Below are 23,779 nucleotides of genomic sequence, written 5' to 3'. Positions count from 1 at the left end.
CTCACGCGGTGACGTGCGAGCGCACCGTCTCGATCGTGTCGGCCTCGTGGGGGCCCTTGTCGTCGCGGTAGCGCAGGACCCGGGCGAAGCGGAGCGCGACGCCACCGGGGTAGCGGGTCGAGCGCTGGAGGCCGTCGAAGGCGATCTCCACCACCTGCAGCGGCCGCAGCTCCACGACGTAGGTGTCGCGGAGGGTCGCGGGGGAGACGGCGAGCTCGGTGAACCGCTCGGTCTGCCACGCGAGCATCTCGTCGGTCATGCCCTTGAACGTCTTGCCGAGCATGACGAAGCCGGTCTCGGACGACTCGTCGCGCGCGCCGAGGTGGATGTTGGACAGCCACCCCTCGCGCCGCCCGGACCCCCACTCGACGGCGAGGACCACCAGGTCGAGGGTGTGCCGCGGCTTGACCTTGACCCACGCCGAGCCGCGACGCCCGGCGGCGTAGGGCGCCGACAGGTCCTTGAGCACGACGCCCTCGTGACCCGCGGCGACGGTCTCGGTGGCGAACGCGTCGGCGGCCTCCGGGTCGGCGGTCACGAGGCGGCGCACGCGGTGCTGCTCCGGGACGAGCGCGTCGAGCGCCTCGAGGCGCTCGTGGCCGGGGGAGTCGAGCAGGTCGSGGCCGTCGACGTGCAGCAGGTCGAAGAAGTGGGGGGTGACCGCGACGCCGGAGTCCTGGGCGGTGCGGCTGGCGGTGTCCTGGAAGGCCATCGGGCGCCCGTCGTCGGAGAGGGCGAGCGCCTCGCCGTCGAGGACGAAGCGCTCGGCGGGCAGGGAGCGGGCGACCTCGACCACCCCGGGGAGCCGCGCGGTGATGTCGTCGAGGCTGCGGGTCACGACGAGCACCTCGTCGCCGTCGCGGTGGACCTGGATGCGGATCCCGTCGAGCTTGGCGTCGATGGCGACCTCGGTCGCGCCGTCGGGGGAGAGGCCCCCCATCGCGGCAGCGACGTCGGGCGCGCTGGAGGCGAGCATCGGCATGATGGGTCGGCCGACCTCGAGCCCGATCCCGTCCAGCGCCTCCTCGCCCTCGAACGCCGCCCCGGCGGCCGCCACGGTCGAGCCGGCCAGCATCGCGGCGCGCCGCACGGCGGCGAGCGGCACGTCTGCGACCTGGGCCACCGCCTCCTGCGTGACCGCGTCGAGCGCACCCTGCCGGACGTTGCCCGTGACGATCGCACGCAGCCACGCCTGCTCGGCGGCGGTCGCGCGACCGAACAGCTGCGCCGCCGCCTCCTTCCGCGCGAGCTGGGACCCGGCGCCAGACAGGTGCGACATCGCCTCGAAGGCGTCGTGGACCTCGAGGACGGTCAGCGAGGGCCGGTCGGCGGGGGCGGGGAGGTCGCTGACGCCGCGCCACCCCAGGCCGGTGCGCCGCTGGCGCAGCGTGCCGCCGAGGTAGGAGACCGCCACCTCGAGCTCCTCGGGCTCGACGCGACCGAGCAGCTCCGCGAGCGCGGCCACCTTGGCCTTGCGGGAGCGGGTGGCGGCCACGGCGGCGGAGGTGGCGACGAGCTCGGCGAGCAGCATGGACCCATCCTGCCGCCCGGCACCGACAGCGGTGCCACCCGAACGGGCAGGATGGTGGCCATGCGCACCACCCCCTCCGCTGCCTCGCTCTACGTGCCGCGGTTCAACGTGATGGACCCCGACGAGGTCCGCCCGTTCGTCGGCGCGGTCGCCACGGCTCAGCTCGTCACCGTCGGGGAGGACGGCGTGCCGGACGCGACGTTCCTGCCGGTGCTGTGGGAGGGCGACCGGCTGGTGGGCCACCTCGCTCGCGCGAACGGGCACTGGCGCCGGGTCGTCGACGGCTCCCCGGCGCTGGCGATCGTCACCGGCCCGGACACCTACGTGTCGCCGTCCTGGTACGCCTCGAAGGCCGAGCACGGCAAGGTCGTCCCGACCTGGAACTACTCGGTCGTCCACCTGCGCGGCCGCGTCACGGTGCACGACGACGCCTCCTGGGTGCGCGGCCTGGTCACCCGGCTGACCGACCGCCACGAGCGGCCGCGTCCGGAGCCGTGGTCGGTCACCGACGCCCCGGCCGACTACGTCGACAAGAACCTCCGCCCCATCGTCGGCGTCGAGATCCTCATCGACTCGGTGGAGGCCAAGGCCAAGCTGAGCCAGAACCGCTCCGACGAGGACCGCGCCGGCGTCGCCACCGGCCTGGCCGCGGACGGACGCGAGGCGGACGGGCTCGTCGCCCCGTGACCCTCGTCCGTGAACGCTTCAGCGGCCGCATCGCCGGCGTGGGCAGCGCCAGCGGCGTACGCATCGTCGTCGGCCGGTGGGACGACTCGCCCTGGGGTGGGTTCGCCGACGTGATGGTCGAGGACGCCACCGGGCACCGGGTGCTCCTGGCGCCGACGGAGCGCGTGCGCGACTTCGTGGCGGCGACCTACTCCTTCGACGAGCACGTCATCGAGCCGGTCACGGTCGAGGACACCGCCGACGGCTGGCAGGTGTCGACACCGTCGCTCTCGCTGCGCCTGGTGACCGGCGGTCGTACGCCGCTGGGCGCGCTGCTCACCGCGGTGCCGAGCCGCCTCGCGACGTCGCCTGCCTGGTGCGCCGCCGTCGACCCTGTCGCCCGCGTCGTGCTGCGGGGCGTGCGCACCCGCGGGACGGCCGGCAACGACCGGCGCGAGTGGTACGGCGCGACGTCGGTCGTGGCGGTCACCAGGATCTCCGGTCGCTGGCGCGGTGCGGACCTGGGGATCCTGACGCCGGTGGACCCGCCGTGCCGGTTCGGCTTCTCCAGCACGCCCAAGCGGCCCTCGGTGACGAGCGTCGTGACCACCATCGAGCGGGCTGGGTAGGGAGGGGGCATGGAGCGCAGGCAGCTGGAGTTCTTCCTCGCCATCACCGAGGCAGGCAGCTTCACGCGCGCGTCGCAGGTGCTGCACATCGCCCAGCCGTCGCTGTCCCACTCGATGCGCACCCTCGAGGCAGAGCTCGGCTCGCCGCTGTTCGAGCGGCACGGCCGGGGCGTGCGGCTGACGGCTGCCGGCGAGGCGCTGGTGGGGCCTGCCCGCCGGGCGGTCCGTTCCTTCGGGCTGGCGGCCAGTGCCGTGCGCGGCGTCGTCGAGGGCGACGTCGGGGTGCTGCGCATCGTGTCGAGCACGTCCTGGGCGGTCCACCCGCTCGTGGGGTTGATCGGTGAGTTCCGGCGGCTGCGTCCGCAGGTGCGCTTCGAGGTGACGGACCCGGCGGCCCGCTCGGTGGTGCTCGACCAGGTCCGCACCGGCCAGGTCGACTTCGGGCTCGTGGACGGTCCGCCCGCGGCGGGGCCGCTCGCCAGCCTCGAGCTGGCCGAGCAGCAGCTGCTCGCCGTGCTGCCCCCGGGCCGCGGCCCGCAGCTGACCACGACGATCGACGAGCTGCTCCAGCACGGTCTCATCGGCACGCCGCGCGGCACCGCCCTGCGCGACCTCCTGGACGCGCAGCTCGAGGCCGCCGGCCAGCCGACCGACGTGATGGTCGAGACCGCGCACGTGGCGTCGGTCGTGCCCCTGGTCCTCTCCGGGGCGGGAGCGGCGGTGCTGCCCGAGGGGATGGCCGCGGACGCGGCGACCAAGGGTGCGCTGGTGGCGCGCCTGGAGCCCGAGAGCCGGGCCACCGTCTCGCTCGTGTGGCGCGCGGGTGGGCTCGACGGCTCCGCGACCGACTTCCTGGACCACGTCCGCGAGCACCAGGCCGACCGCGCGCGCTGACCCGCCGCCGCGCCACGGTGCCTCGGGTGCGTCTCGCGCCAGCCATAGACCACGTCTATGTCTGTCGCTGACAACCGGTCTGGCTCCCGGCGCGCCTCCGCTTGGATCGAGCAATGCCGTAAGTCTATCGTTTCACTCATATATTGATGATGTGCAACGAGGAGCTTCCATGAACCACCGCCCCACCCCCACCCGCCGCGGCGTACGCCTCGCGGTCCTCGCCACCCTCGGCCTCAGCGCGGTGCTCACCGGCTGCGCGTCGGACAGCGACACCGACGACGGCTTCGCCAGCAGCTCCTCCGGCGGTGGCACCGACTCCGTCGTCCTCGCCGAGCAGCCGTGGGTCGACCTGCAGGTCGAGAACGAGATCGCCGTCCAGGTCCTCCAGGAGCTCGGCTACGACGCCTCGATCAAGAAGAACCTCTCCGTCGAGAACGCGGCGTCCGCCCTCGGCACGGGCGACATCGACGCCTACCTCGGCAACTGGTGGCCCTCGCAGGAGCCGACCTTCGGCGAGCTCATCGACGGGGGAGACGTGGACGTCGTCTCGACGATCGTGACCGGCACCGAGTACGCCCCTGCCGTGCCCGGCGACGTCGCCGAGGAGCTCGGTGTGAAGTCGCTCGCCGACCTCGACGAGCACGCCGACGAGTTCGGTCGCAAGATCTACGGCATCGAGGCCGGTTCGCCCGGCAACGAGACCATCCAGGCCGCCATCGACGCGGACGCCTATGGCCTCGGCGACTGGGAGCTCGTCGCCAGCGGCACGCCGGCGATGCTGGCGCAGGTCTCGAAGTCGCAGAAGGCCGGTGAGCCCATCGTCTTCCTCGCGTGGAGCCCGCACTGGATGACCGTCGAGTTCGGCACGGTCTTCCTCGAGGACCCGGACGAGGTCTGGGGCGGCGCCGGCGAGATCCGCACCGTCACCCGCGCCGGGTTCGCCGACGAGAACCCCGAGATCAACGAGTTCCTCGGCAACCTCACCTTCACCACCGACCAGGCCGGCGAGTTCTACTACGCGCACGACAAGGACGGCGAGGAGCTCTCCGACATCGCCGCTGCGTGGATCGAGGCCAACCCCGACATCGTGGCGTCCTTCCTCGAGGGCGTCGACGACGCTGAGGGCGAGCCGGCGGCCGAGGCGTTCGCGTCATGACCACCGACGTCGACACGCTGGCGCAGCCGTCCCACCGCGCCACCGAGCAACCGGCCATCGAGGGCCGCGGCCTGTCCAAGGTGTACGGCCTCGGCGACCGCCAGGCCGCCCGGGCCCTCGCGGCCGACGACCCCGCGGCTGCGGTCGCCGCCGCGGGCGGCTACCTCGGCGCCGCCGACGTGAGCTTCTCCATCGGCACGGGCGAGATGTTCGTCGTGATGGGCCTCTCCGGATCCGGAAAGTCGACCGTGCTCCGGATGATCAACCGGCTCAACGAGCCGACCGCCGGTGAGCTGCTGATCGACGGCGAGGACATCACGAAGGTCAGCGACTCACGCCTGCGCGAGATCCGCAACAACAGGATCGGCATGGTGTTCCAGCACTTCTCGCTGTTCCCGCACCGCACGGTCCGTGACAACGCGGCCTACGGCCTCAAGGTCCGCGGCGTGGCCAGGGCGGAGCGCCGCGAACGGGCCGACGCGGCCCTCGAGCGAGTCGGCCTGGGCGACCGTGGCGACAAGCTGCCGCACGAGCTCTCGGGGGGCATGCGGCAGCGCGTCGGACTCGCTCGGGCGCTCGCGGTCGACCCGCCGGTCCTGCTGATGGACGAGCCGTTCTCGGCCCTGGACCCGCTGATCCGCCGCGACATGCAGGACCTGCTCCTCGAGCTGCAGGCCGAGGACCGCCGGACCACCGTGTTCGTGACGCACGACCTCAACGAGGCGATGCGGATCGGCGACCAGGTGATGGTGATGCGACAGGGCCGGGTCGTCCAGTGCGCCCCGGGGGCCGAGATCGTCGCGCACCCGGCCGACGAGTACGTCAGCGAGTTCGTGGCGGACGTCGACCGGGCGCGCGTGCTGACGGCGTACGACCTGCAGCGTCCCGCGAAGCTGGTCTTCGAGGTCCACGAGCGCCCCGACGCGGCCCTCCGCCGCCTCGGCGACAACGAGGCCCAGGGCGCGTACGTCGTGGGCGAGGACGAGCGGCTGCTCGGCGTGGTGACCGACGCGGCGCTCCTGGCCGCCGTCAACCGCGGCGACGGCGACCTCTCGGCGTCGGTGTCGCAGGACTTCCACACAGTGGAGCCCACCGCGCACATCGGCGACTTCATGCACCGGGCCGGCCGCCAGGTCGTGCCGGTCACGGTGGTCGACGGACGGGGCAGGCTCAACGGTGTCGTGCCGCGGGCGACGATCCTGTCCTCGCTCTCGACCGCTCCTGCCCAGGAACGCGAGCGCGACGAGCGCCGGCTGGAGGTGGCCGCACGTGCCTGACCTGCGCATCGGTGAACGCGGCGAGAGCGTCATCGACTTCATGACCGAGCACCTCGGTGGCTTCTTCGACCTGCTCAAGGACATCCTGAACTTCGGGCTGCGCTCGGTCTACGACCTGCTCACCGTGCTGACCCCGGTGGCGATGGTCGTCGTCCTCGTGGTCCTCGCGGTCCTGGCGACCCGTCGCGTCCTGCTCTCGATCAGCCTCGGCCTCGGCCTGCTGCTGATCCAGTCCATGGACCTGTGGCCCGAGACGATGCAGACCATGGCGTCGGTCCTGGTGGCGACGGTCGTCGCCCTGCTGATCGGCATCCCGCTCGGCATCTGGTCGGCGTTCAACCCGGTCGTGCGCAGCGTGCTGCGGCCAGTGCTGGACCTGATGCAGACGCTGCCCGTGTTCGTCTACCTGCTGCCGACGATCCTGTTCTTCGGCGTCGGCGACGCTCCGGGCCTGGTCGCGACCATCGTCTTCTCGGTGCCGCCCGCCGTCCGGCTCACGCAGCTGGGCATCAACCAGGTCGACAGCGAGACGGTCGAGGCGGCGGTGGCCTTCGGTGCCTCGCGGCGCGAGGTGCTCCGCGAGGTGCAGCTCCCGCTCGCGATGCCGTCGATCATGACCGGCGTCAACCAGGTGATCATGCTTGCGCTGTCGATGGTCGTCGTCGCCGGCCTCGTCGGCGGAGCGGGACTGGGCGGTGTCGTGGTGAACGCCGTCCAGGGGTTGCAGATCGCGGCCTCCATCGAGGGCGGCCTGGCCGTCGTCGTCATCGCCATCTACCTCGACCGCGTCACCTCCGCCCTCGGCGGCCAGGGTCGCGCGAACCCCGCCTGGTGGCCCCGTCGCCGCACCGTCGCGCCCGGCGCGCCGGTGACCGCCGAGCCGGTCACCGTCGGCTGAACCCGAACCCACGAAAGGGGCTCATCCCATGACCTCGACCCTCGCCCGCCCCACCGTCACCGTGCAGCAGCTCGGCGGGAGGATCGGCGCCCGCATCGACGGCGTACGCCTCGGCGGTGACCTGACCGCCGACGTGGTCGCGACCGTCCGCGAGGCTCTCCTGCGCCACAAGGTCGTCTTCTTCCGGGGCCAGGACCACCTCGACGAGGCCGGTCACCAGGCGTTCGCCGAGACCTTCGGCCCGCTCACGTCGGCGCACCCGACGGTCAACACCGGCAGCGGCCGCGTCTTCAAGGTGACGGCCGACAAGGGCATGGCGGCCAACGCGTGGCACACCGACGTCACCTTCGTCGACCGCGTGCCGGCGATCAGCGTCCTCCGCGCGGTCCACCTTCCGCCCTACGGCGGCAACACCGTGTGGGCCAACACCGTGGCGGCGTACGACGCGCTGCCGGCGCCGCTGAAGGCACTGGTCGACGACCTTTGGGGGGTCCACACCAACAGCTACGACTACGCGCAGCGCGACGAGGAGTCGGAGGAGCCCGACGCCAACTACACGCGGGCCGACTTCGCCTCCCAGCTCTTCGAGACCGAGCACCCGGTCGTGCGGGTGCACCCCGAGACGGGGGAGCGGTCGCTGGTCCTGGGCCACTTCGTCAAGGCGTTCACCGGCCTGAACACGGCCGAGTCGATCGCGCTCTTCACGCTGCTGCAGAACCGCGTCACCCGGCTCGAGAACACGATCCGGTGGACCTGGCAGCCCGGCGACGTCGCGGTGTGGGACAACCGGGCGACGCAGCACTACGCGGTGGCCGACTTCGGCACGGAGTACCGGGAGATGGCCCGCATCACCGTCGCGGGTGACGTCCCGGTGAGCATCGACGGGCGACCGAGCCGGGTCATCCGCGGCAACGCCGAGGCGTACTCCCGGCTGGACGAGCTGATCAGCTGATCAGCTGCTCCTCCACCCCTGCGGAGGAACCAGCGGGGCGAGGGCGGGATTACGTTGGCGGGACTCGGGGGCCGGGCGTGGCCCCCACGCCCTCGGAGCGCCGCATGAGTCCTCGTCGCATCTTCGCAGTCCTCGTCCTCCTCGTTGCCGTGGTCCTGGCCTCCGGTGGACCCACCGTCGCGGCCAAGCCGCTGCCGAAGCCCCCGGAGATCACCTCGGCCGTCGCCGTCGACAGCCGCTCCGTCGACCTCACGTGGACGTCGGTCAAGGGGGCCGACCACTACGTCGTCACCGCGCCGGGGCTGTCACCCGTCTACGTGTCCACGACCACCGCTCGCATCACCGACCTCTCCCCGGGCGACCTGCACGCCATCTACGTCACCGCGGAGACGCGCCGCAACGCCTCGCTCGGCACGAGCCCAACGGTCTACGTCGCGACGCCGCCCGAGGGACCCAGGGGCCCGCTCGGCTGGGCGGAGGCGTCGGACGGCCAGGTGCGCATCTGGAGCGGGTCGGGGACCGGGTGCGTGACGCAGGACCTCGGGATCCTGGCAGCGGACGGGACCTGGACGTCGCTGGGGGACGGGCTCGACCAGGGCGGTCCCCGCACCTGGACGATCTTCCAGGGCGCCGGGACGACGGAGACCTACGCCGTCAGGTGCCAGGGCAGCGGCGGCCTGTGGTCCGGCTGGTCGGAGCCGCCGACCGTCGTCACGCTGTCCTAGCCGGGCCGAGGGTCCTCGACCGCTGTCGTCAGAGCAGCCCGAGGCCCTGTGCGTGACGGCGTACGGCATCGGTGTCCGCGGCCAGCACGAACGGCACGTCCGGGCCCCAGGCGTCGGAGACCTTCTCCACGCGACCGTCGCCCGGGTCCAGCCGCACCTCGCGGATGTAGACCGCCAGGATCCGCCCGGGGTGCTCGCGCACGATGTCGGCGTAGATCGCGGGGTCGTGCTCGCCGGAGTCGCCGAGGAGCACGAAGGACAGTTCCGGGTGGAGGTCGAGGACCTCCCGGATGCGGTCGTGCTTCTGCTCGCGTCCCCGCCAGGTGCCGAGCAGGTCGCGCAGCAGCACGGGCCCGAGCGGGAAGCCGCGGTGCCGCAGGAAGCCCACCAGGAACGTGTACAGGTTCCACGGGCTGGACGAGACGTAGAAGACCGGGTTCACCCCGGCGGCGAGGTCCTGGTAGAGCTCGACCGCCCCGGGGAACGCCGTGCGGGTGAGCGAGGAGCCGGTGAAGGTCTGGACGATCATCCGTACCACCCGCTGGACGCCGGTCTGGAGGATCGTGTCGTCGACATCCGAGACGATCCCGAAGCAGGCATCGGCGGACGGGACGCGTACGTCGACCGCCGCAGCGCGCTTGCCGCGCACGCCGCGGTAGTCCCCACGGAGCTCGACCGTTCCCGGTGTCCACGGGCTCTCGAGGGCGTCCGTCGGTGCGATCCTGGCCAGGAAGTAGCCGTCGCCGTCGGTGGCTGTGTCGACGCTGGCACCGCCGACCGTGATCCTGAGGGGGACGCCTGGCAGCTCGTCGGTCAGGAAGTGCCGCACGGTTCGGCGCGCAGCAGCCCTGATCCCCTCGCCGTCCACTGCCTCGGTGGCCAGGGGGTTGTCCAGCACGCGACCGCGTACGACGACGCCCGCTGGTCCGCCGTGGCCGATGTAGGGCTCGATCCGGAAGTGCTCGGGCGTCCCGGAGCGACGGCGGCGCAGCCGGACGCCGTCCCACGCACGCTCTGCGGAGACGACCAGGCGATGGAGGTTCAGGAGCCGGGCGCCGTCCCACGCGCGCTCCAGGGCGGCGACCAGGCGATGGAGGTTCACGCAGTCACCGTATGTGGACAGGAGGCGTCCGCCCCGCGCTCCCACGCCTCACGCGCGCAGGAATCCCAGGGGCCAGCTCGTGGCAGAAGCTGCTGCTGACGCTGATGCACCGGGGGCCGATGGGACGTCTCGTCGCCCGGGTGTGGGCCTCGTCCCTGGACGACCATGCACGGGCGGACGACGCCTGAGGACCGGCTCCACGACCCGGCCGACCCCGTGAGTTGCCTCACGCGGACCGGTCGGATCCCGGCGTCCCGGCACGCTCACGGCAGGAGTGCGGGCCGGGACCCTGCCCTGCCCGGGATTCGACATGACCGGTCGATCGTGTTCTGGTGGAGGAGCCGCAGGCCAGGGTCCCCGTCGTGAACGGGGCGCCTCCCATCGCGAGGTGTTGCCCGCCGCGGCCTCGACGCCTGACTCGACGGTGTCGCGTCCGAGCGCCCCCGGAGGCGCACAACCCGTGAGGTCCGAAGCACGTGCGTGCCACCACCACACCCGCCCTGTCCGCCCGCCTGCGAGGTGCCGCCGCCGGCGCCGCCGCAGCCGCTCTCGCCCTGACCCTGGTGCCCGGCAGCGCCGTCGCGCAGGAGACGAGCCGCGACGCCGTCGCCGTACGCCTCAAGGTGGCCGACCAGCCGCCCGTCGACGTGGCGACCGTGCCGCGCGTGTGGCCCGGTGAGCTCCTCGAGACGCAGGGCGTCCCCGTCGACGGCAACGACCTCGTCGACGTCGTCCGCGACGGCCGCGAGGTCAGCGGTCCCCGCAAGCGCCTGCGCCAGGGCGACGTCGTGCGCCTGACCGACGTGGTCAAGGAGCGCAAGTCCAAGCGCGAGCGCGTGCGTGCCGGCACCGTCGAGGTCCCGACGACCAAGCTCAAGCCCGGCCGCCGCAAGGTCGTGCGCGAGGGTCGCGCCGGCGTCCGCAAGGTCGTCGCCGTCAAGACCTTCCACAACGGCGAGCCCGTGAAGTACCGCGTGGTCAAGCGCAAGGTCGTCAAGGACCCGCGCCCGCGCCGCGTGCTCGTCGGCCGCCAGGCCTACGCCGTCACCGGCGCCGACGGCCTCAACTGGGGCGCGCTCGCCAACTGCGAGTCCGGCGGCAACCCGCGTGCGGTCAACCCGGCCGGCTACTACGGGCTCTACCAGTTCGACGTGGGCACCTGGCGCAGCGTGGGCGGCTCCGGCATCCCCACGAACGCCTCGGCGGCCGAGCAGACCTACCGCGCGAAGCTGCTCTACAAGCAGCGCGGCCGCTCGCCGTGGCCGAACTGCGGGCGCCTGCTCTGAGTCGGTGACGCCCTCACCGGGGCGGGCACAGCCTCACAAGCCGCGGCTGCGCACCATCCGCAGCACCTCTTCGGATCGCTCGGTGAGGGCGCTGACGACGACCGGCGCGGCCTTCGCCGCGGCAACCTCGCGGGCGCGCGCCACCCACGCCTCGTCGATCGCGAACAGCGGGAAGAGGTTGGCGGTCAGCGCCAGACCGGGAATCATCCCGCCCTCGTGGAAGGTGGACAGCCCCTCGAGGTAGCGCTCGGTGCAAGGCGCCAGCACCTCCTCCTGTCCTGGCCGCCACAACGCTGCGGCCACCGTGCTCGCCGACTGGATGGGCACATTGCGATCCACCACCTCGGTCCACGCCTCCTCCTTCGCCGCCGCGAAGGGCGAGCTCGCGCGCACCCGCAGGGCGCGGATCCACGAGTCGGGGTCGGGGTCGCGATGCTCCAGGGCCTGCACGGCGTCGGCGTCGACCGTGCCGAGCTCGGCACGGCGCTCGAGGACGTACCACTGGAGGTCGACGTCGTCCCCGACCTGCTCGAGGAGCGCGTCGAGGTCACCCTCGCTCGCCGCCGTGCGCACCAGCACCCGCCGCGCCGTCTGACGCGACACCCCGGAGTCGAGAAGGTGACGCGCAGCAGCGGCGACCCGCGCCTCGAGGCCGGCCCGCTCCGACTCGGGCGCCCACTGCTGGGCGGCGGTGATGGCCAGCTCGAGACACGGGTCGACGACCGTCTCGACGGTCTCGACCGACAGCACGTCGGTGATCGCTCCGACGGCCTCGGCGGCGGTCGCGTCGCCGCTGGCGAGCATGTCCCACACGGTCGCCATCGCCACTGCGCGCGTCAGCGTCGTGGGCAGTCCCGAGGGACGTCCCACCAGGACCCCACGACCGGCAGCGTCGGGTCGCGTCGTGGCGAAGGTGGTGTCGTCGTGGTTCACCAGGTAGAGGTCGGCAACGGGCAGGCCCTCGACCGGCGTGCGCTCGCCGTCGACCTCGACGAGGACGGAGCCGACCTCCTCGAGGGCGTCGCCCGCCCGGCGGTAGCCACCGACGCCCACCACCTGCGGGTGCGGGACGCCGTGAGCGCCGACCGCGGTGAGCACCAGGCCGTCGGCCGTCTGCTCGATGCCGAGCCTGTCGACGCCGGCGGTCTCGAGCCACGCCGTGCGCCACGGCTGCAGGTCGCGCCCGCTCGCCCTCTCCAGCGAGTCGACGAGGTCGTCGAGGGTGGTGTTGCCCCAGGCATGCTCGGCGAAGTAGTCGCTCATGCCCCTGCTGAACGTCTCCTCGCCCACGAAGTACATGAGCTGCTTGAGCACTGCGGCGCCCTTGGGATAGGTGATCGAGTCGAAGATCGACTCGGCGTCGGCGACCGATGGCACGGGCTGGCGGATCGGGTGCGAGCTGGGGCCCTGGTCGGCGAGGTAGGCGGCCAGCTTCTCGTGCACGAGGTTGTTCGCGGCGGTGTCGCCGTACGCCGTTGCCCGCTCGGCCGCCCACATGCACGCGAACTCGGCGAAGGCCTCGTTGAGCCAGAGGTCGTCCCACCACCGCATCGTGACGATGTTGCCGAACCACATGTGCGCCATCTCGTGCAGCAGCACGTTGACGAACCACTGCCACTCGCCGGTGGTCGGCTCGTGGCGGCGCAGGATGTCATCGGTCCACGTGACACAGCCGTAGTTCTCCATCGCCCCACCGAACTCGGGCAGGAAGACCTGGTCATAGCTGCGCTGCGGGAACGGCATGCTGAAGCGGTCACCGTAGAACGCGAGTCCCTGCTCGGTGAGGGTGAACAGCTGCTCGGAGTCGCGCTCGAGGACGGATGCGAGGGTCTGGCGGCCATACAGACCCATGTCGTAGCCGCCGGCCTCCTTGCGCAGCTCGACGAACGGACCGGCTACCACGACCGGGTTGTACGTCGACAGCGGCGGCGTGGGCGAGAACGTCCACCGGCGGCCACCATGGACCTCCTCGACGACCGGGTCGCCCGAGTTGCTGACCACGGTCCACGACTCCGGCGCGGTGACGGTGAACGCGTGCGGGGCCTTGAGGTCCGGCTGGTCGAAGCAGGCCCACGCGTAGCGCGCCTCGTCGGGCTCGAAGGAGGTCCAGATGTAGACGTTCTTGTCGGCGGGGTCGACGGCGCGGTGCACGCCGCGACCGTCCTTGGTGTCGCGCTGCACCGTGGCCACCACGAGCTCGTTGTCCTGCTGGAGGGTGGCAAGGGTGATGCGCCCCTCCTCGGCCGCCGGCAACGGCTTGCCGTTGAGGGTCGCCGACTCCACCTCGGCACAGCAGTCGACGAACGTCGACGCACCTTCGGTGGCCGTGAACTGCACGGTGCTGACGGCCCGGAACGCGGGCCCCTCGAGCAGGTCGGTGAGGTCGACGGCGATGTCGTAGGAGGTGACCGACAGAAGGGTCCCGCGCTCGATCGCCTCCTCCTGTCGAAGGCTGCGGACGGACACGGGTGTGGTCCTCAGGGTCGGTGGACGGCGCCAGGGTCGAGCGCCTCTCGCAGCCTAGAGCGCTGCGGTTCACCGGAGCGAGGTCATTCCGCTCAGCGCCCGGGCCTGACCCCGGTCCAGTCGTATCCGTTGCGCGACACGGCGACAGTGTCGTGCCCGGTGCGCGCCACGATCATCCCGCCGGACACGGAGATCCCGACCATGCCGAAGTGGCCGAACAGCTGGGGTGCCTCTGGGAGGAGCTCGAACTCCGCGCCGTGGGGCCCGAGCCGCCAGATCCGGCCGGGTCTGTCGCACGCCAGCGGATCACCACTGCCGCAGTACGCAGTGGGGCCCTGTACCTCGGCAAGCAGTAACGCGCCGTCCGAGGCATATGCGATGCCTCCGAAGAATTCGAAGTCCTTCGGCAGCCGGACCCGACGGAACGTCAGCTCGTCCTCGGTCTGCCAGAGTCCGTGCAGGAGCGACGGAAGGTCCAGCAAGGCCTCGGTCATGGCGACGGTCTGACGGTGCCCTGGTCCTACAGCATGGTCGGACACACCCGCGTAGATCGACGGGAACCTGCCCTTGAGAGGAAGGGGGACGTCCGCGGTGTGCCACGTGCGGCCGGCATCGGTGCTGGTGTCGAAGCGCCACGTCTGCGTCCGACGCTTGTAGCCCTGCATGCTGAGGACCGCTCCATCGCGACCTGGCACATGTTCCCAGAGCTCACCGAATCGGGACCCCTCGATCGGGAAGAGCTCTGCCGCGTCGACGTCCACTGCCCAGAGCCTTGTGGACCTGAAGTGACCGATGCCGAAGGCGAATCCGTAGCGTTCTGCATCGAGCAGCCGGGCGTTCCCGTCCAGCGTCCTTCGCCCCGGGGTCTGTAGGGGCGACACCGTCCGATCGGGGTGGAGGACGAAGGGCGGGATCGGGCGCCGCGAGTACTCGTCGCCGACCTTGACGACGGCGGCGCCATCGTCGATCAGGACAGATTCGAAACCGTTCGCAACGCTGTGCGGCACGACCAGCGTGGTGGCGTGTCTCCAGTTGTCCTTGGTGATCGCGACAGCAGTCGCCCAGTCGTCGATCCCACCGCCGGTGCGGACGAACTCTGCGATGGCGTCCCTTGCGGAGACGTAATGCACCTCGCGCAGCTCGAATCCGGGTTTCAGCCGATCCGGGAACCTGACGTTGCTCAGGAGCTTGTCGAGCCTGTCCAGCTGCTTCTGCGGAATGGGCTTCGGAGTCGACGGTGTCGGCTCCGACGCCTGGTTGGTCGCATCTGTGGGGGATGACGGGGTCACTGGCGCGCGGCCGGGCTCGCGCTCGTTCCCGCTGCAACCCATGGCAAGCACCGGAAGGACCAGCAGCGCAACGTAGGGCCGTGCTCCCGGCATGCCGCCTCCCAGATGCCCGGGGTGGGTGTCACCTTGACCTTCAGGTTGCCCACGCGTGGAGTGTCTGGCAAGCGCTTCGCATCGCCGGGGCGGAGACCTACTCCCCGATGCGCGTCCGCACCTCGTAGAGCTCCGGGAAGAAGGTGAGCGACAGCGCCCGCCTGAGGAAGTCGACGCCCGACGACCCGCCGGTGCCGACCTTGTGGCCGATGACCCGCTGCACGACCTGGAGGTGGCGGAAGCGCCACTGCTGGAAGGCGTCCTCGACGTCGACGAGCTCCTCGCAGGTCTCGTAGACGCCCCAGTGCTCGGCGGGCGCGGAGTACACGGACGCGAAGAGGTCGACGAGCTCGGCGTCGCTGGTGTGCGGCAGCGTCCAGTCGCGGTCGAGCAACCGCTGCGGGACGGCGTACCCCTGGCGGGCGAGGTAGGCCAGGAACTCGTCGTACAGCGACGGCTCGTGCAGCAGCTCGTCGAGCGCGGTGCGGGCGGCCTCGTCGTGGGAGAAGACCTTCACCATGTCGGCGTTCTTGTTGCCGAGGAGGAACTCGACCTCGCGGTACTGCGCGGACTGGAAGCCCGAGCTGGTCGCGAGGAACGGCCGGATCTCGGCGTACTCCGACGGCGTCAGCGTCGCGAGCACCGACCACTGGTCGGTGAGCGTGTGCTGGATGTGCTTGACCCGTGCCAGCCGCTTGAGCGCGGGGGAGAGGTCGTCGGTGCGCAGCAGCGCGCGGGCCGAGCGCAGCTCGTGGATCATCAGCTTGAGCCAGAGCTCGCTCGTCTGGTGCTGGATGATGAAGAGCAGCTCGTCGTGCTGCGGCGGGTCCGACAGCGGTTGCTGGGCCGCGAGCAGCGTGTCGAGGCGCAGGTAGTCGCCGTAGGACATCGACTTCGAGAAGTCTTTCTGGATGCCGTCCTCGAGGTCGCGTCGGTTCGGTGTCTCGCCCATGGCTGCAAGGTAGTCGACGGTCGCCACCACGCGGAGGACGTGCACGTCCTGGACTGAACGGCGTCGGTGGCCCCGTCGGTGTCCTCGTCTACCGTCGTCCCATGGCCACCCCGGACGAGCGCACCCGCACCTGGGTGCCCGACTGGCCGTGCGCGCCCGCGCAGGTGCTGCGTCCGCAGCGCCGGGGGGCGGGTGACCCGACGCAGCGGCACGAGGAGTCCGGCCGGATCTGGCGCGCCATGCGCACGCCGGAGGGGCCCGCGACGCTGTGCGTGCAGCCCAGGGCGTCGGCGGGCGAGGTCCTCGGCTGGGCCTGGGGGCCGGGAGCGGAGTGGGCGCTCGACCGGATGCCGGCACTGCTGGGCGCCGACGACGACCCGTCCGCCTTCGAGCCGCACCACCACCCCGAGGTCGCTGCCGGGTGGCGCACCCACCGCCACTGGCGCATCGGGCGCACCGGGCTGGTGACGGAGTCGCTGGTGCCCTCGATCCTCGAGCAGAAGGTCACGGGCAAGCAGGCGTTCGGCTCGTTCCGCGAGCTCGTACGCCGCCACGGCGAGCCCGCGCCGGGTCCCGTCGCGCCGCTGCGGCTGATGCTGCAGCCGACCCCGGACACGATCGCCTCCATCCCGTCGTGGGAGTGGCTGCGCCTCGGCGTCCAGCCCGCCCAGTCGCGCACCATGGTCACCGCCTGCCGGCTGGCGTCGTCTCTCGAGCGGGTGGCCGAGGTGTCGGGCGACGAGGCCGAGCGGCGGCTGTGCTCGATCCGCGGGGTCGGCGTGTGGACGAGCGCCGAGGTGCGCCAGCGGGCCCTCGGCGACCCCGACGCGGTCAGCTTCGGCGACTACCACCTCGCCAACTGGGTCGGCTGGGCGCTCGTCGGCCACGACATCACCGACGAGGAGATGGGGGAGCTGCTCGAGCCCTACCGCCCCCAGCGCGGCCGCGCGGCCGCGATGGCGATGGCCGGCGGTCAGGCACGGCCGCGGCGCGGTCCGCGGATGAGCATCCCGACGCACCTCCCGACCCGCTGACGGGCCGCCCGGACGCGGTCCAGACCCCCAGAAATGGTGTCGCCGCCCGCGGCGGGCCCGGAGTAGCGTCGAAGCCGATGTGAAGGCTTGAGGGAGGGCCGACATGGGAGACGTCGATCCCGTCCTGCTCCTGGCCACGACCGACGAGACGTCGAGGGACGTGCTGGGGTCGGAGCTGCGGCGCAGGTACGGAGGCGACTACGAGGTGGTCGTGTGCGCGAGCTACGAGCACGCCCGTGCGGTCCTCGAGGGGCTGCGCCGGTGGGGCCGGCAGGTGGCGCTCGTGATCGCCTGCTTCGGCCCCGACGACCGCGACGGCCTCGACTTCCTGCGCCGCGCCTACTCGCTGCACCCGTCGGCGAAGCGGGCGGTCGCCGCGATCTGGGGTGACTTCGCCAGCACCGGCGACGTCTTCGCCGCCGTCGCCCACGGGCACGCCGAGCTCGTCCTCCTGCGACCCGAGCGCCGGCGCGACGAGGAGTTCCACGGCGCGATCACCGACACGCTGGACGACTGGCACCTCGCCCAGGGCATCGGCTTCGAGGCGGTGCGGATGATCGGCGAGCAGCGCGACGAGCGCACCCACGCGCTGCGCGACCAGTTCGGGCGCAACCACATCCCGGTCGGCTTCCACCAGGTCGGCACGGAGTCCGCCAACCGGCTGCTGGCCGGGCTCGGGCTCAAGGACCCGGAGCTACCGGTGCTCCAGCTCGCCTTCACCAACCCACCGACGACGCTCGTCGCGCCGACCGACCTCGAGATCGCCGACGCCTTCGGGCTCATGGCACCGCTGCCGGCCGACCGCGTGTACGACGTCGTGGTGGTCGGCGCCGGGCCCAGCGGCCTGGCGGCCGCGGTCTATGCCTCCTCCGAGGGGTTGTCGACGATGGTCGTCGAGCAGTCCGCGGTGGGCGGCCAGGCCGGCACGTCCTCGCTCATCCGCAACTACCCCGGCTTCTCCCGTGGCGTCAGCGGCGCGCACCTGGCCTTCCGGTCGTTCCAGCAGGCCTGGTCCTTCGGCAGCGAGTACTCCTTCCTGCGCGAGGTGCAGGCGCTCGGCACCGACGGCGACCTGCGGACGGTCTCCATGTCCGACGGCAGCATCATCCGCACCCGCAGCGTCGTCATCGCCACCGGCGTCGACTACCGCCGCCTCGGCGTGCCCACGCTGGAGGGCCTCGTCGGACGAGGGGTGTTCTACGGGGCGGCCGTCGCCGAGGCGCCCTCGATGACCGGGACGGAGGTCTACGTCATCGGCGGCGGCAACTCGGCCGGGCAGGCCGCCCTCCACCTGGCCCGCTACGCGCGCCACGTGACGCTGCTGGTGCGGGGCGCGTCGCTCGCGGCCAGCATGTCCGAGTACCTCATCGCGCAGCTCGACGCCACGCGCAACGTCGGCATCCGCTACGGCACGGCGGTGCTGGACGGGCGCGAGGATGACGGGTGCCTGGCGGCGCTCACCCTGGGTGAGCAGCACGGTGGTCCCGGTGGCGGTGAGGAGGTCCCGGCCGGCGGCCTCTTCGTGCTCATCGGATCGGTGCCCCGCACGCAGTGGCTGCCCGCGGAGATCGAGCGTGACGCGGCCGGGTTCGTGGTGGCCGGCGGGGAGGGGCGGCTGCCGCTCGAGACGACCCTGCCGGGTGTCTTCGCCGTCGGCGACGTGCGCGCCGGGTCGATCAAGCGGGTCGCGACGGCCGTCGGGGACGGCGCGACGGTCATCGCGACGCTGCACGGCTACCTCGCGGCGCACCCGCAGGCGACCCCGACCGCATGAGCCGGCACCGGGCCGGGACCGGCGCGCCGGTGACGCGCGGGATGCGGGTGCTCCTCGTCGTCGCGGCGGTGCTCGTCTTCCTCGCCGGCTTCCAGCTGACCGTCTTCGCGACCCGGACGGCGGAGTGGTTCTCGTGGACCATCGACGTGCCCATGACGGCGGCGTTCCTCGGCGCGGCCTACTGGTCCAGCGCCGTCCTGGAGGTCGCCGGCGCGCGCTCGCGCACCTGGGGTCGAGCTCGCCTCACCGTGTGGACCGTGCTCGTGTTCACCGTCCTCACGCTGGTCGTCACGCTCGTCCACCTCGACAAGTTCCACCTCGGCGCCGCGAACCCCGCCAGCGCCCGCGCGATCACCTGGGGCTGGCTGGCGATCTATGCCGGGGTGCCGGTCGCCATGGTCGTCGGCCTGGTGCTGCAGGGGCGCGCCGGCGGCACGATGGTCGTGGACGTCCTACGCCTCCCGGCGGGCCTGCGGTGGCTCCTCGTCGGCCTGGCCGCGCTGCTGCTCACCACCGGCGTGGCGCTGCTGCTGGCGCCCGACTGGGCCGCTGACGCGTGGTCGTGGCCACTGACGCCGCTCACCGCCCGCGCCATCGGGGCGTGGTTGGTCGGGCTGGGCTGGGCCTCGGCCCACGCCCGGCTGGTCGACGACCGGGAGTCGGTGCGGCCCGTCGGGCTCACGGGGGCAGCGTTCGTCGTCCTCGAGGCGGTGGCACTGCTCCGCTACGGCGACGTGGTCGACTGGTCGGGCTGGCAGGCGGCGGCGTACGTCGCCGGGCTGGCGTGGATCGCGGTCGTGTCCGCCTGGATCCTCGCGCTCCGGGGTCCCCGGCTACCCGTCGCGTAGCGCGCTGACCGCCCGGGTCAGCCGACTCTCGAGGTCGGCCCGGTCGATGCCCTCGCCCGTGCTGAGCAGGGCGCGGTCGCGGTCCTCCATGACGGCAGCCGTCACGCCGTCGACGCCGGCGAGCGCGCCCTCGAGGTCGGCGTACGCCGCACGACCGAGTCGGGCGTCGATGTCCTCGGGGAAGGACACCTGCCACCGCCCCCGGTCGACTGCCGTGACCTCGACGAGGTCCACCTCCTGCTCGGGACGCGCGCTCCCCGAGGCAGGCAGCTGGGCCAGGCTGTGCTCCACCACGCTGCGCAGCCGGCCGGGGTCCGTTCCCGACTGCACCTGCCGCACGGTGCCGATCACCTGCCGCCACGGGGGAGCGATCCCCTCGACGGCCACCACCGGCTTCAGGTGGTAGGCGCTCTTGGGGTCCTCGTCCAGCACCCAGGGGAGCGGGCGGCCGAGTCGCGCGGCATAGACCTCCGCGACGAAGGCCGTCAGGCCCTCGGCGAGGGCGGCGCCGTACGCCGACCACCCCGCCGACGCCAGCGAGGCGTCGTACCACTCGGGGACGGGCTCGATCACGCGCTCCTCGCCGATCCGGTCGACGACCGCGACGACGAGGCCGTCGAGGGCCTCGGGGCCCGGTGCACCAGCGCCGACCTCCGCCACGAACCACGCCAGGCGATCGCGGAGGAGGCCCGGCCACCGGGCGACGAAGTCCCGCGCCCGCTCCGGCGACGCCGGGTCCCCGATCAGCATGGCGTCATCATGGCAGCCACACCTTCACCGCGATCCCCTTCGCCTTCAGCTGGGCGAGCAGGTCGGCGTCGGGGCCGACGCGGTCGGACCGACCGCTCGGGAAGAAGTTCCAGGTGTAGTCGTCCACGTCACCGTTGTTGACCAGGTAGGCGTCCTTGTCGATCTGGGTCTGCGCGCGGGAGTCCAGCCGCCCGTCGCCGGTCTTGACCTCGTTCACCCGGACGGTGCCGGCGTCGTCGACGAAGTCGTCCACGATGCGGAACTTCCCGCCGTTCACCGGCGCGGAGAACCGCTTGGCCTTGCCGCCGCTCGCACCCCTGACGAAGTCCTCGGCCTCCCGGCCCCAGTAGCCGCGCGTGGCGGTCTCGTCGAACCACTTGCCCCCGGTCGACGCGATCTCCACGGCGGCGTCGTCGATGAGCGCCTTGATGTGGTCGAGGTTCTGGCCACCGCGAGCCAGCCTCCGGATCGAGGCGTCGGACATCTTCCCGCTGAGGCTCGAGTAGGTGCCCGGCTTCAGGACCCGCATGATCGGGATGAAGAGGACCTCGAAGGCCTTGCTGTCCTTCGACGCCTTGGCGAGCCACACGATGAGCTCGTCCGCCTTCGCCGTGCGCGCCACCCACTTGCCCGCGTCCTTCACGATGCCCGGGATGTCGCCCGCCACGGGGACGAAGAAGCCCAGGGCCCCGGCGGCGACCTCGAAGATGGCCCAGCCCCACTCGCCGCGCATCGCTGCGCCGATGGTGTCGCGGACCGCGACGACGATGTCCACGAAGGGGATGAGGCCCAGCGTGATCATGCCGGCGAGGTACTCCGGCTGGTCGGCGAGGAACGGCTCGAACGAGATCAGGTCCTGGCAGTTGGCGAACGGGATGTCGCACGGGTCGATCGCGTTGATGCCAGGCACCAGGGTCGGCGGGATGGGTCCCGGCGGGTCCAGCACCTTGATGGTCGGCGTCAGGCCGCGGTCCGCGATCCAGTAGCCGATCTCGCCGAGGAGCGCGCCGGCGACGAACGCCCGGGTCCGGTCGCCGAGCGAGGGGTCGTAGGTGAAGGGGTCGGTGTCGCCCTCGAGCTCCTCGGAGTCGTCGAAGCGGTCGCCGTCCGCATTGCCCGCGAGGAGGTCCCAGCCGCGGACGTACTCCTCGCCGTCGTCGACGCCGTCGCCGTCGACGTCGCTGCGCATCGCGTCGCCGCCGGCGTCGACCTCCTCGGCGTCGGAGAGGCCGTCGCCGTCGGAGTCGCCCTGGTGGGGGTCGCTCACCATCCGGTAGAAGAACGCCGGGTAGGGCATGCCCCAGTCGCGCTCGAAGGTCAGCTCGTCGCCGTCCCACAGCCCGTCGTCGTCGGTGTCCGCGTCGAACGGGTCGGTCATCACCGTGAGGCCGGTGCCGGTGACGACACCGCGCACCTCGTCGCCGTCGAGCAGGCCGTCGCCGTCGGTGTCCGCGCCCTCGTCGATGTCGCCGCCGATGCGGTCGAAGACCTCGGGCAGGTCCTCCGCGTTGGCGACCGCGAAGTACTGACCGCCGGTCGCCTCGGCGATCTGTCGCAGCAACGTGTCGTCGACGAACTGGCCCAGACCGATCGTGTAGATCGCGATGTCGTTGTCGACCGCCTCCTGGGTGAGGCTGTCGGAGTAGGGGCCCTCGCCGTCGGTGAGCAGGATCTGCGCCTTGAGGTGCTCGGGGGCGCCGTTGTCGATCAGCTCGCGGTTGGCCACCGAGACCCCGGCGCCGATGTCCGTGCCCCCGCTGTCGTCGATCGCGTCGATCGCCGCCTTGGCGGTGGCGAAGTCGCGGGTCAGCGGCTGGGCGAGCGTCGCCCAGGAGTCGAAGTCGACGACGCCGACCCGGTCGCCCTCGATGAGGCCGTCCACGAAGCGCTTCCCGGCGTCCCGGCGCAGGCCCTCGGGGTCGTTCCACGACATCGACCCGGAGGAGTCCAGCGTGAGCATCACGTCCACGAACTCGGCGCCGCCCGGCTCACCGGTGCCCGGGTCGGTGGGGTCCCAGAGCTCGAAGACGCTGTTCCAGTTGGGGACGTAGAACAGCACGAAGGTCGTGAAGTGGTCGGTGGTCGCCGTCGCCACGCCGTTCCGGACAGTGGTCGGGAGCGGCACGATGGCGCCGGCCTCGTCGTCGTAGTAGCCGACGGCCAGTCCGTCGACGTTGCCGTCCGGCACGGCCGCCGGGTCGAAGGAGAAGCTCACTGCCGCGGACTCGAAGTCCGCGGTGGCGGACACGTCGACGGCGGCGGACAGGCGGCCCGGCATGTCGGCGTAGAGCGGCCGCGAGGTCTCGACCGTGGTCGCCGCGGTGCGGGCCACGTCGCCGACACCCGTCAGGCGGACCGACAGGCCCGCGCCCGGTCGCTCGACGGTCGAGGTGTAGACCTCCTTGCCGTCCGCGATCCCGTCGCCGTCGGTGTCGGCCTTGCGCGGGTCGGTCCCGAGCCGCAGCTCGCTGTCGTCGAGCAGGTCGTCGTCGTCGGTGTCCTGGTCGGAGGGGTCGCTGTAGCTGCCCTGCACCTCCCGGCCGTCGAGCAGGCCGTCACCGTCCGTGTCGGGCTCGATCGGGTCCGTTCCCGCCCGCTGCTCCTGGGCGCTGGTGAGGCCGTCGTCGTCGACGTCGACGTCCTGGTCGGCGATGCCGTCGTAGGTGGACGAGCGGGTGGGGTCGGTGAAGGTGTTGAGCAGCTCGACGGCATCGGTGAGCCCGTCGCCATCCGTGTCGGCCTTGTCGGGATCGGTGCCGGCGGAGATCTCCCGGTCCCGGGGGATCAGGTCTCCGTCCGGGTCGGACTGCGCCCAGTAGTCGGTGACCGCCGTGTAGGCGACCTGCCACGCGCGCCCGGCCTTGGTGCTGGCCTGCGCGAAGCTCTTGTCGCGCACGTGCTGGAGGACCTGGCGGTACTCCTTGTCGAACGCCGCGACGACGGCGTTGCGCGCGCCCTCGCCCCCGACCGCCGACGGCGGCAGCGCGAGGAAGGTGTCGAGCTCGGTGACGGCCGCGATGCGGTCTGCCTCGGCGATCCCGGCGCCGATGGTGTCGCGTGACCCCGCCGCCGAGGAGGACAGGGCGTTGAGCTGGTTGATCATGGCCGAGTCGGCGTCGAACAGGCCGAGGTCGAGGCCGCGGTCACCGCTCTGGTGCGGCAACGCTCGCTGGAGCTGGCGGTCGGCCTTCTCGAGGCTCTGCACGACCCCGCCGGTCGTGAACCGGGCCTGGACCCGGGCGAACTCCTCCAGGGCGGCGAACCTGGCCCGCACGCCGGAGCCGGGCTGGAGGTCCGTGACGTACGACGGCTCCGTGGGCGCCGCCGGCGCGGCGGACGCGGTGACCGTGCCGATGCCGGACAGCACCACGGCCAGGGAGACGAGCATCGCCACGATGCTCGAGAGGGTGGACGAGCGACGCGAGGCAAGCAACGTCTGAGCCATGGGCGGACTCCC

Annotated in this window: 19 protein-coding genes; 12 read left to right on the top strand and 7 right to left on the bottom strand. The window is 72.2% G+C overall.

Annotated elements, in window-relative coordinates; all coding sequences use genetic code 11:
• Position 1: 1 nt before the first annotated feature.
• Positions 2 to 1,531 (bottom strand): ATP-dependent DNA ligase, encoded by a 1,530-nt coding sequence (locus AC1DP1_RS18745; protein ID WP_477508125.1) that lies wholly within the window; start codon positions 1,529 to 1,531, stop codon positions 2 to 4.
• Between the two features lie 60 nt (positions 1,532 to 1,591).
• Here AC1DP1_RS18745 and AC1DP1_RS18740 point away from each other — a divergent pair, with 60 nt between their 5' ends.
• The 8 genes from AC1DP1_RS18740 to AC1DP1_RS18705 all read left to right on the top strand — a co-directional run bounded on the left by AC1DP1_RS18740 (position 1,592) and on the right by AC1DP1_RS18705 (position 8,728).
• A complete protein-coding gene (locus AC1DP1_RS18740) occupies positions 1,592 to 2,218 on the top strand; it encodes an FMN-binding negative transcriptional regulator (RefSeq protein WP_477508124.1) in 627 nt (208 codons plus the stop codon).
• On the top strand, positions 2,215 to 2,826 hold the full coding sequence (locus AC1DP1_RS18735; protein ID WP_477508123.1) for a hypothetical protein: 612 nt from the start codon (positions 2,215 to 2,217) through the stop codon (positions 2,824 to 2,826). Before AC1DP1_RS18740 ends, AC1DP1_RS18735 begins: the two co-directional genes overlap by 4 nt.
• 9 nt (positions 2,827 to 2,835) lie before the next feature.
• On the top strand, positions 2,836 to 3,720 hold the full coding sequence (locus tag AC1DP1_RS18730) for a LysR family transcriptional regulator (RefSeq protein WP_300044961.1): 885 nt from the start codon (positions 2,836 to 2,838) through the stop codon (positions 3,718 to 3,720).
• A gap of 169 nt (positions 3,721 to 3,889) precedes the next feature.
• Entirely contained in the window at positions 3,890 to 4,876 is a 987-nt protein-coding gene (locus AC1DP1_RS18725) for an ABC transporter substrate-binding protein (RefSeq protein ID WP_477508122.1), read from the top strand.
• Positions 4,873 to 6,153, top strand: a complete 1,281-nt coding sequence (locus AC1DP1_RS18720; protein ID WP_477508121.1) for a quaternary amine ABC transporter ATP-binding protein — start codon at positions 4,873 to 4,875, stop codon at positions 6,151 to 6,153. Before AC1DP1_RS18725 ends, AC1DP1_RS18720 begins: the two co-directional genes overlap by 4 nt.
• Positions 6,146 to 7,051: an ABC transporter permease gene (locus AC1DP1_RS18715; RefSeq protein ID WP_477508120.1), complete on the top strand. Its 906-nt coding sequence runs from the start codon at positions 6,146 to 6,148 to the stop codon at positions 7,049 to 7,051. The genes AC1DP1_RS18720 and AC1DP1_RS18715 overlap by 8 nt, the downstream gene beginning before the upstream one ends.
• Before the next feature lie 28 nt (positions 7,052 to 7,079).
• Positions 7,080 to 8,003, top strand: coding sequence for a TauD/TfdA dioxygenase family protein (locus AC1DP1_RS18710; protein ID WP_477508119.1), 924 nt, complete (start codon positions 7,080 to 7,082; stop codon positions 8,001 to 8,003).
• Positions 8,004 to 8,107: 104 nt separating this feature from the next.
• A complete protein-coding gene (locus tag AC1DP1_RS18705; RefSeq protein WP_477508118.1) occupies positions 8,108 to 8,728 on the top strand; it encodes a hypothetical protein in 621 nt (206 codons plus the stop codon).
• Positions 8,729 to 8,756: 28 nt separating this feature from the next.
• Here the strand turns inward: AC1DP1_RS18705 and AC1DP1_RS18700 are convergent, their stop codons facing one another.
• Positions 8,757 to 9,830 (bottom strand): App1 family protein, encoded by a 1,074-nt coding sequence (locus AC1DP1_RS18700; protein WP_457186755.1) that lies wholly within the window; start codon positions 9,828 to 9,830, stop codon positions 8,757 to 8,759.
• 476 nt (positions 9,831 to 10,306) lie between these two features.
• On the opposite strand from AC1DP1_RS18700, the gene AC1DP1_RS18695 reads away from it, so the two are divergent.
• Positions 10,307 to 11,116 (top strand): resuscitation-promoting factor, encoded by an 810-nt coding sequence (locus tag AC1DP1_RS18695; RefSeq protein ID WP_477508117.1) that lies wholly within the window; start codon positions 10,307 to 10,309, stop codon positions 11,114 to 11,116.
• A 33-nt stretch (positions 11,117 to 11,149) separates the two neighbouring features.
• Here AC1DP1_RS18695 and pepN read toward each other — a convergent pair whose 3' ends face one another.
• From pepN to kynA, 3 genes are all read right to left on the bottom strand, one after another.
• Complete coding sequence (pepN, locus tag AC1DP1_RS18690) at positions 11,150 to 13,582, bottom strand: aminopeptidase N (RefSeq protein WP_477508116.1); 2,433 nt, start codon at positions 13,580 to 13,582, stop codon at positions 11,150 to 11,152.
• A gap of 92 nt (positions 13,583 to 13,674) precedes the next feature.
• Positions 13,675 to 14,964, bottom strand: coding sequence for a hypothetical protein (locus AC1DP1_RS18685; RefSeq protein ID WP_477508115.1), 1,290 nt, complete (start codon positions 14,962 to 14,964; stop codon positions 13,675 to 13,677).
• Positions 14,965 to 15,061: 97 nt separating this feature from the next.
• A complete protein-coding gene (gene kynA / locus AC1DP1_RS18680) occupies positions 15,062 to 15,916 on the bottom strand; it encodes a tryptophan 2,3-dioxygenase (RefSeq protein WP_477508114.1) in 855 nt (284 codons plus the stop codon).
• Between the two features lie 101 nt (positions 15,917 to 16,017).
• Between kynA and AC1DP1_RS18675 the strand changes: the two genes are divergently transcribed.
• From AC1DP1_RS18675 to AC1DP1_RS18665, 3 genes are all read left to right on the top strand, one after another.
• Positions 16,018 to 16,950 (top strand): DNA-3-methyladenine glycosylase family protein, encoded by a 933-nt coding sequence (locus AC1DP1_RS18675; protein WP_477508113.1) that lies wholly within the window; start codon positions 16,018 to 16,020, stop codon positions 16,948 to 16,950.
• Between the two features lie 103 nt (positions 16,951 to 17,053).
• Positions 17,054 to 18,724, top strand: coding sequence for an NAD(P)/FAD-dependent oxidoreductase (locus AC1DP1_RS18670; protein WP_477508112.1), 1,671 nt, complete (start codon positions 17,054 to 17,056; stop codon positions 18,722 to 18,724).
• Entirely contained in the window at positions 18,721 to 19,572 is an 852-nt protein-coding gene (locus AC1DP1_RS18665) for a hypothetical protein (protein WP_477508111.1), read from the top strand. The genes AC1DP1_RS18670 and AC1DP1_RS18665 overlap by 4 nt, the downstream gene beginning before the upstream one ends.
• Here the strand turns inward: AC1DP1_RS18665 and AC1DP1_RS18660 are convergent.
• Positions 19,558 to 20,322, bottom strand: coding sequence for a hypothetical protein (locus tag AC1DP1_RS18660; RefSeq protein WP_477508110.1), 765 nt, complete (start codon positions 20,320 to 20,322; stop codon positions 19,558 to 19,560). The genes AC1DP1_RS18665 and AC1DP1_RS18660 overlap by 15 nt on opposite strands.
• Positions 20,323 to 20,329: 7 nt before the next feature.
• Complete coding sequence (locus AC1DP1_RS18655; protein WP_477508109.1) at positions 20,330 to 23,767, bottom strand: VWA domain-containing protein; 3,438 nt, start codon at positions 23,765 to 23,767, stop codon at positions 20,330 to 20,332.
• Positions 23,768 to 23,779: the final 12 nt, after the last annotated feature.

Source organism: Nocardioides sp. P4_G10, from assembly GCF_056401175.1.
This window is presented reverse-complemented; position numbering and strand designations above follow the sequence as displayed.

Bases quoted from the DNA above. Each gene is read 5' to 3' on its own strand.
- AC1DP1_RS18740 (WP_477508124.1), top strand. From the start codon at position 1,592: ATGCGCACCACCCCCTCCGCTGCCTCGCTCTACGTGCCGCGGTTCAAC.
- AC1DP1_RS18730 (WP_300044961.1), top strand. From the start codon at position 2,836: ATGGAGCGCAGGCAGCTGGAGTTCTTCCTCGCCATCACCGAGGCAGGC.
- AC1DP1_RS18725 (WP_477508122.1), top strand. From the start codon at position 3,890: ATGAACCACCGCCCCACCCCCACCCGCCGCGGCGTACGCCTCGCGGTC.
- AC1DP1_RS18720 (WP_477508121.1), top strand. From the start codon at position 4,873: ATGACCACCGACGTCGACACGCTGGCGCAGCCGTCCCACCGCGCCACC.
- AC1DP1_RS18710 (WP_477508119.1), top strand. From the start codon at position 7,080: ATGACCTCGACCCTCGCCCGCCCCACCGTCACCGTGCAGCAGCTCGGC.
- AC1DP1_RS18705 (WP_477508118.1), top strand. From the start codon at position 8,108: ATGAGTCCTCGTCGCATCTTCGCAGTCCTCGTCCTCCTCGTTGCCGTG.
- AC1DP1_RS18685 (WP_477508115.1), bottom strand. From the start codon at position 14,964: ATGCCGGGAGCACGGCCCTACGTTGCGCTGCTGGTCCTTCCGGTGCTT.
- kynA (WP_477508114.1), bottom strand. From the start codon at position 15,916: ATGGGCGAGACACCGAACCGACGCGACCTCGAGGACGGCATCCAGAAA.
- AC1DP1_RS18675 (WP_477508113.1), top strand. From the start codon at position 16,018: ATGGCCACCCCGGACGAGCGCACCCGCACCTGGGTGCCCGACTGGCCG.
- AC1DP1_RS18670 (WP_477508112.1), top strand. From the start codon at position 17,054: ATGGGAGACGTCGATCCCGTCCTGCTCCTGGCCACGACCGACGAGACG.
- AC1DP1_RS18665 (WP_477508111.1), top strand. From the start codon at position 18,721: ATGAGCCGGCACCGGGCCGGGACCGGCGCGCCGGTGACGCGCGGGATG.
- AC1DP1_RS18660 (WP_477508110.1), bottom strand. From the start codon at position 20,322: ATGCTGATCGGGGACCCGGCGTCGCCGGAGCGGGCGCGGGACTTCGTC.
- AC1DP1_RS18655 (WP_477508109.1), bottom strand. From the start codon at position 23,767: ATGGCTCAGACGTTGCTTGCCTCGCGTCGCTCGTCCACCCTCTCGAGC.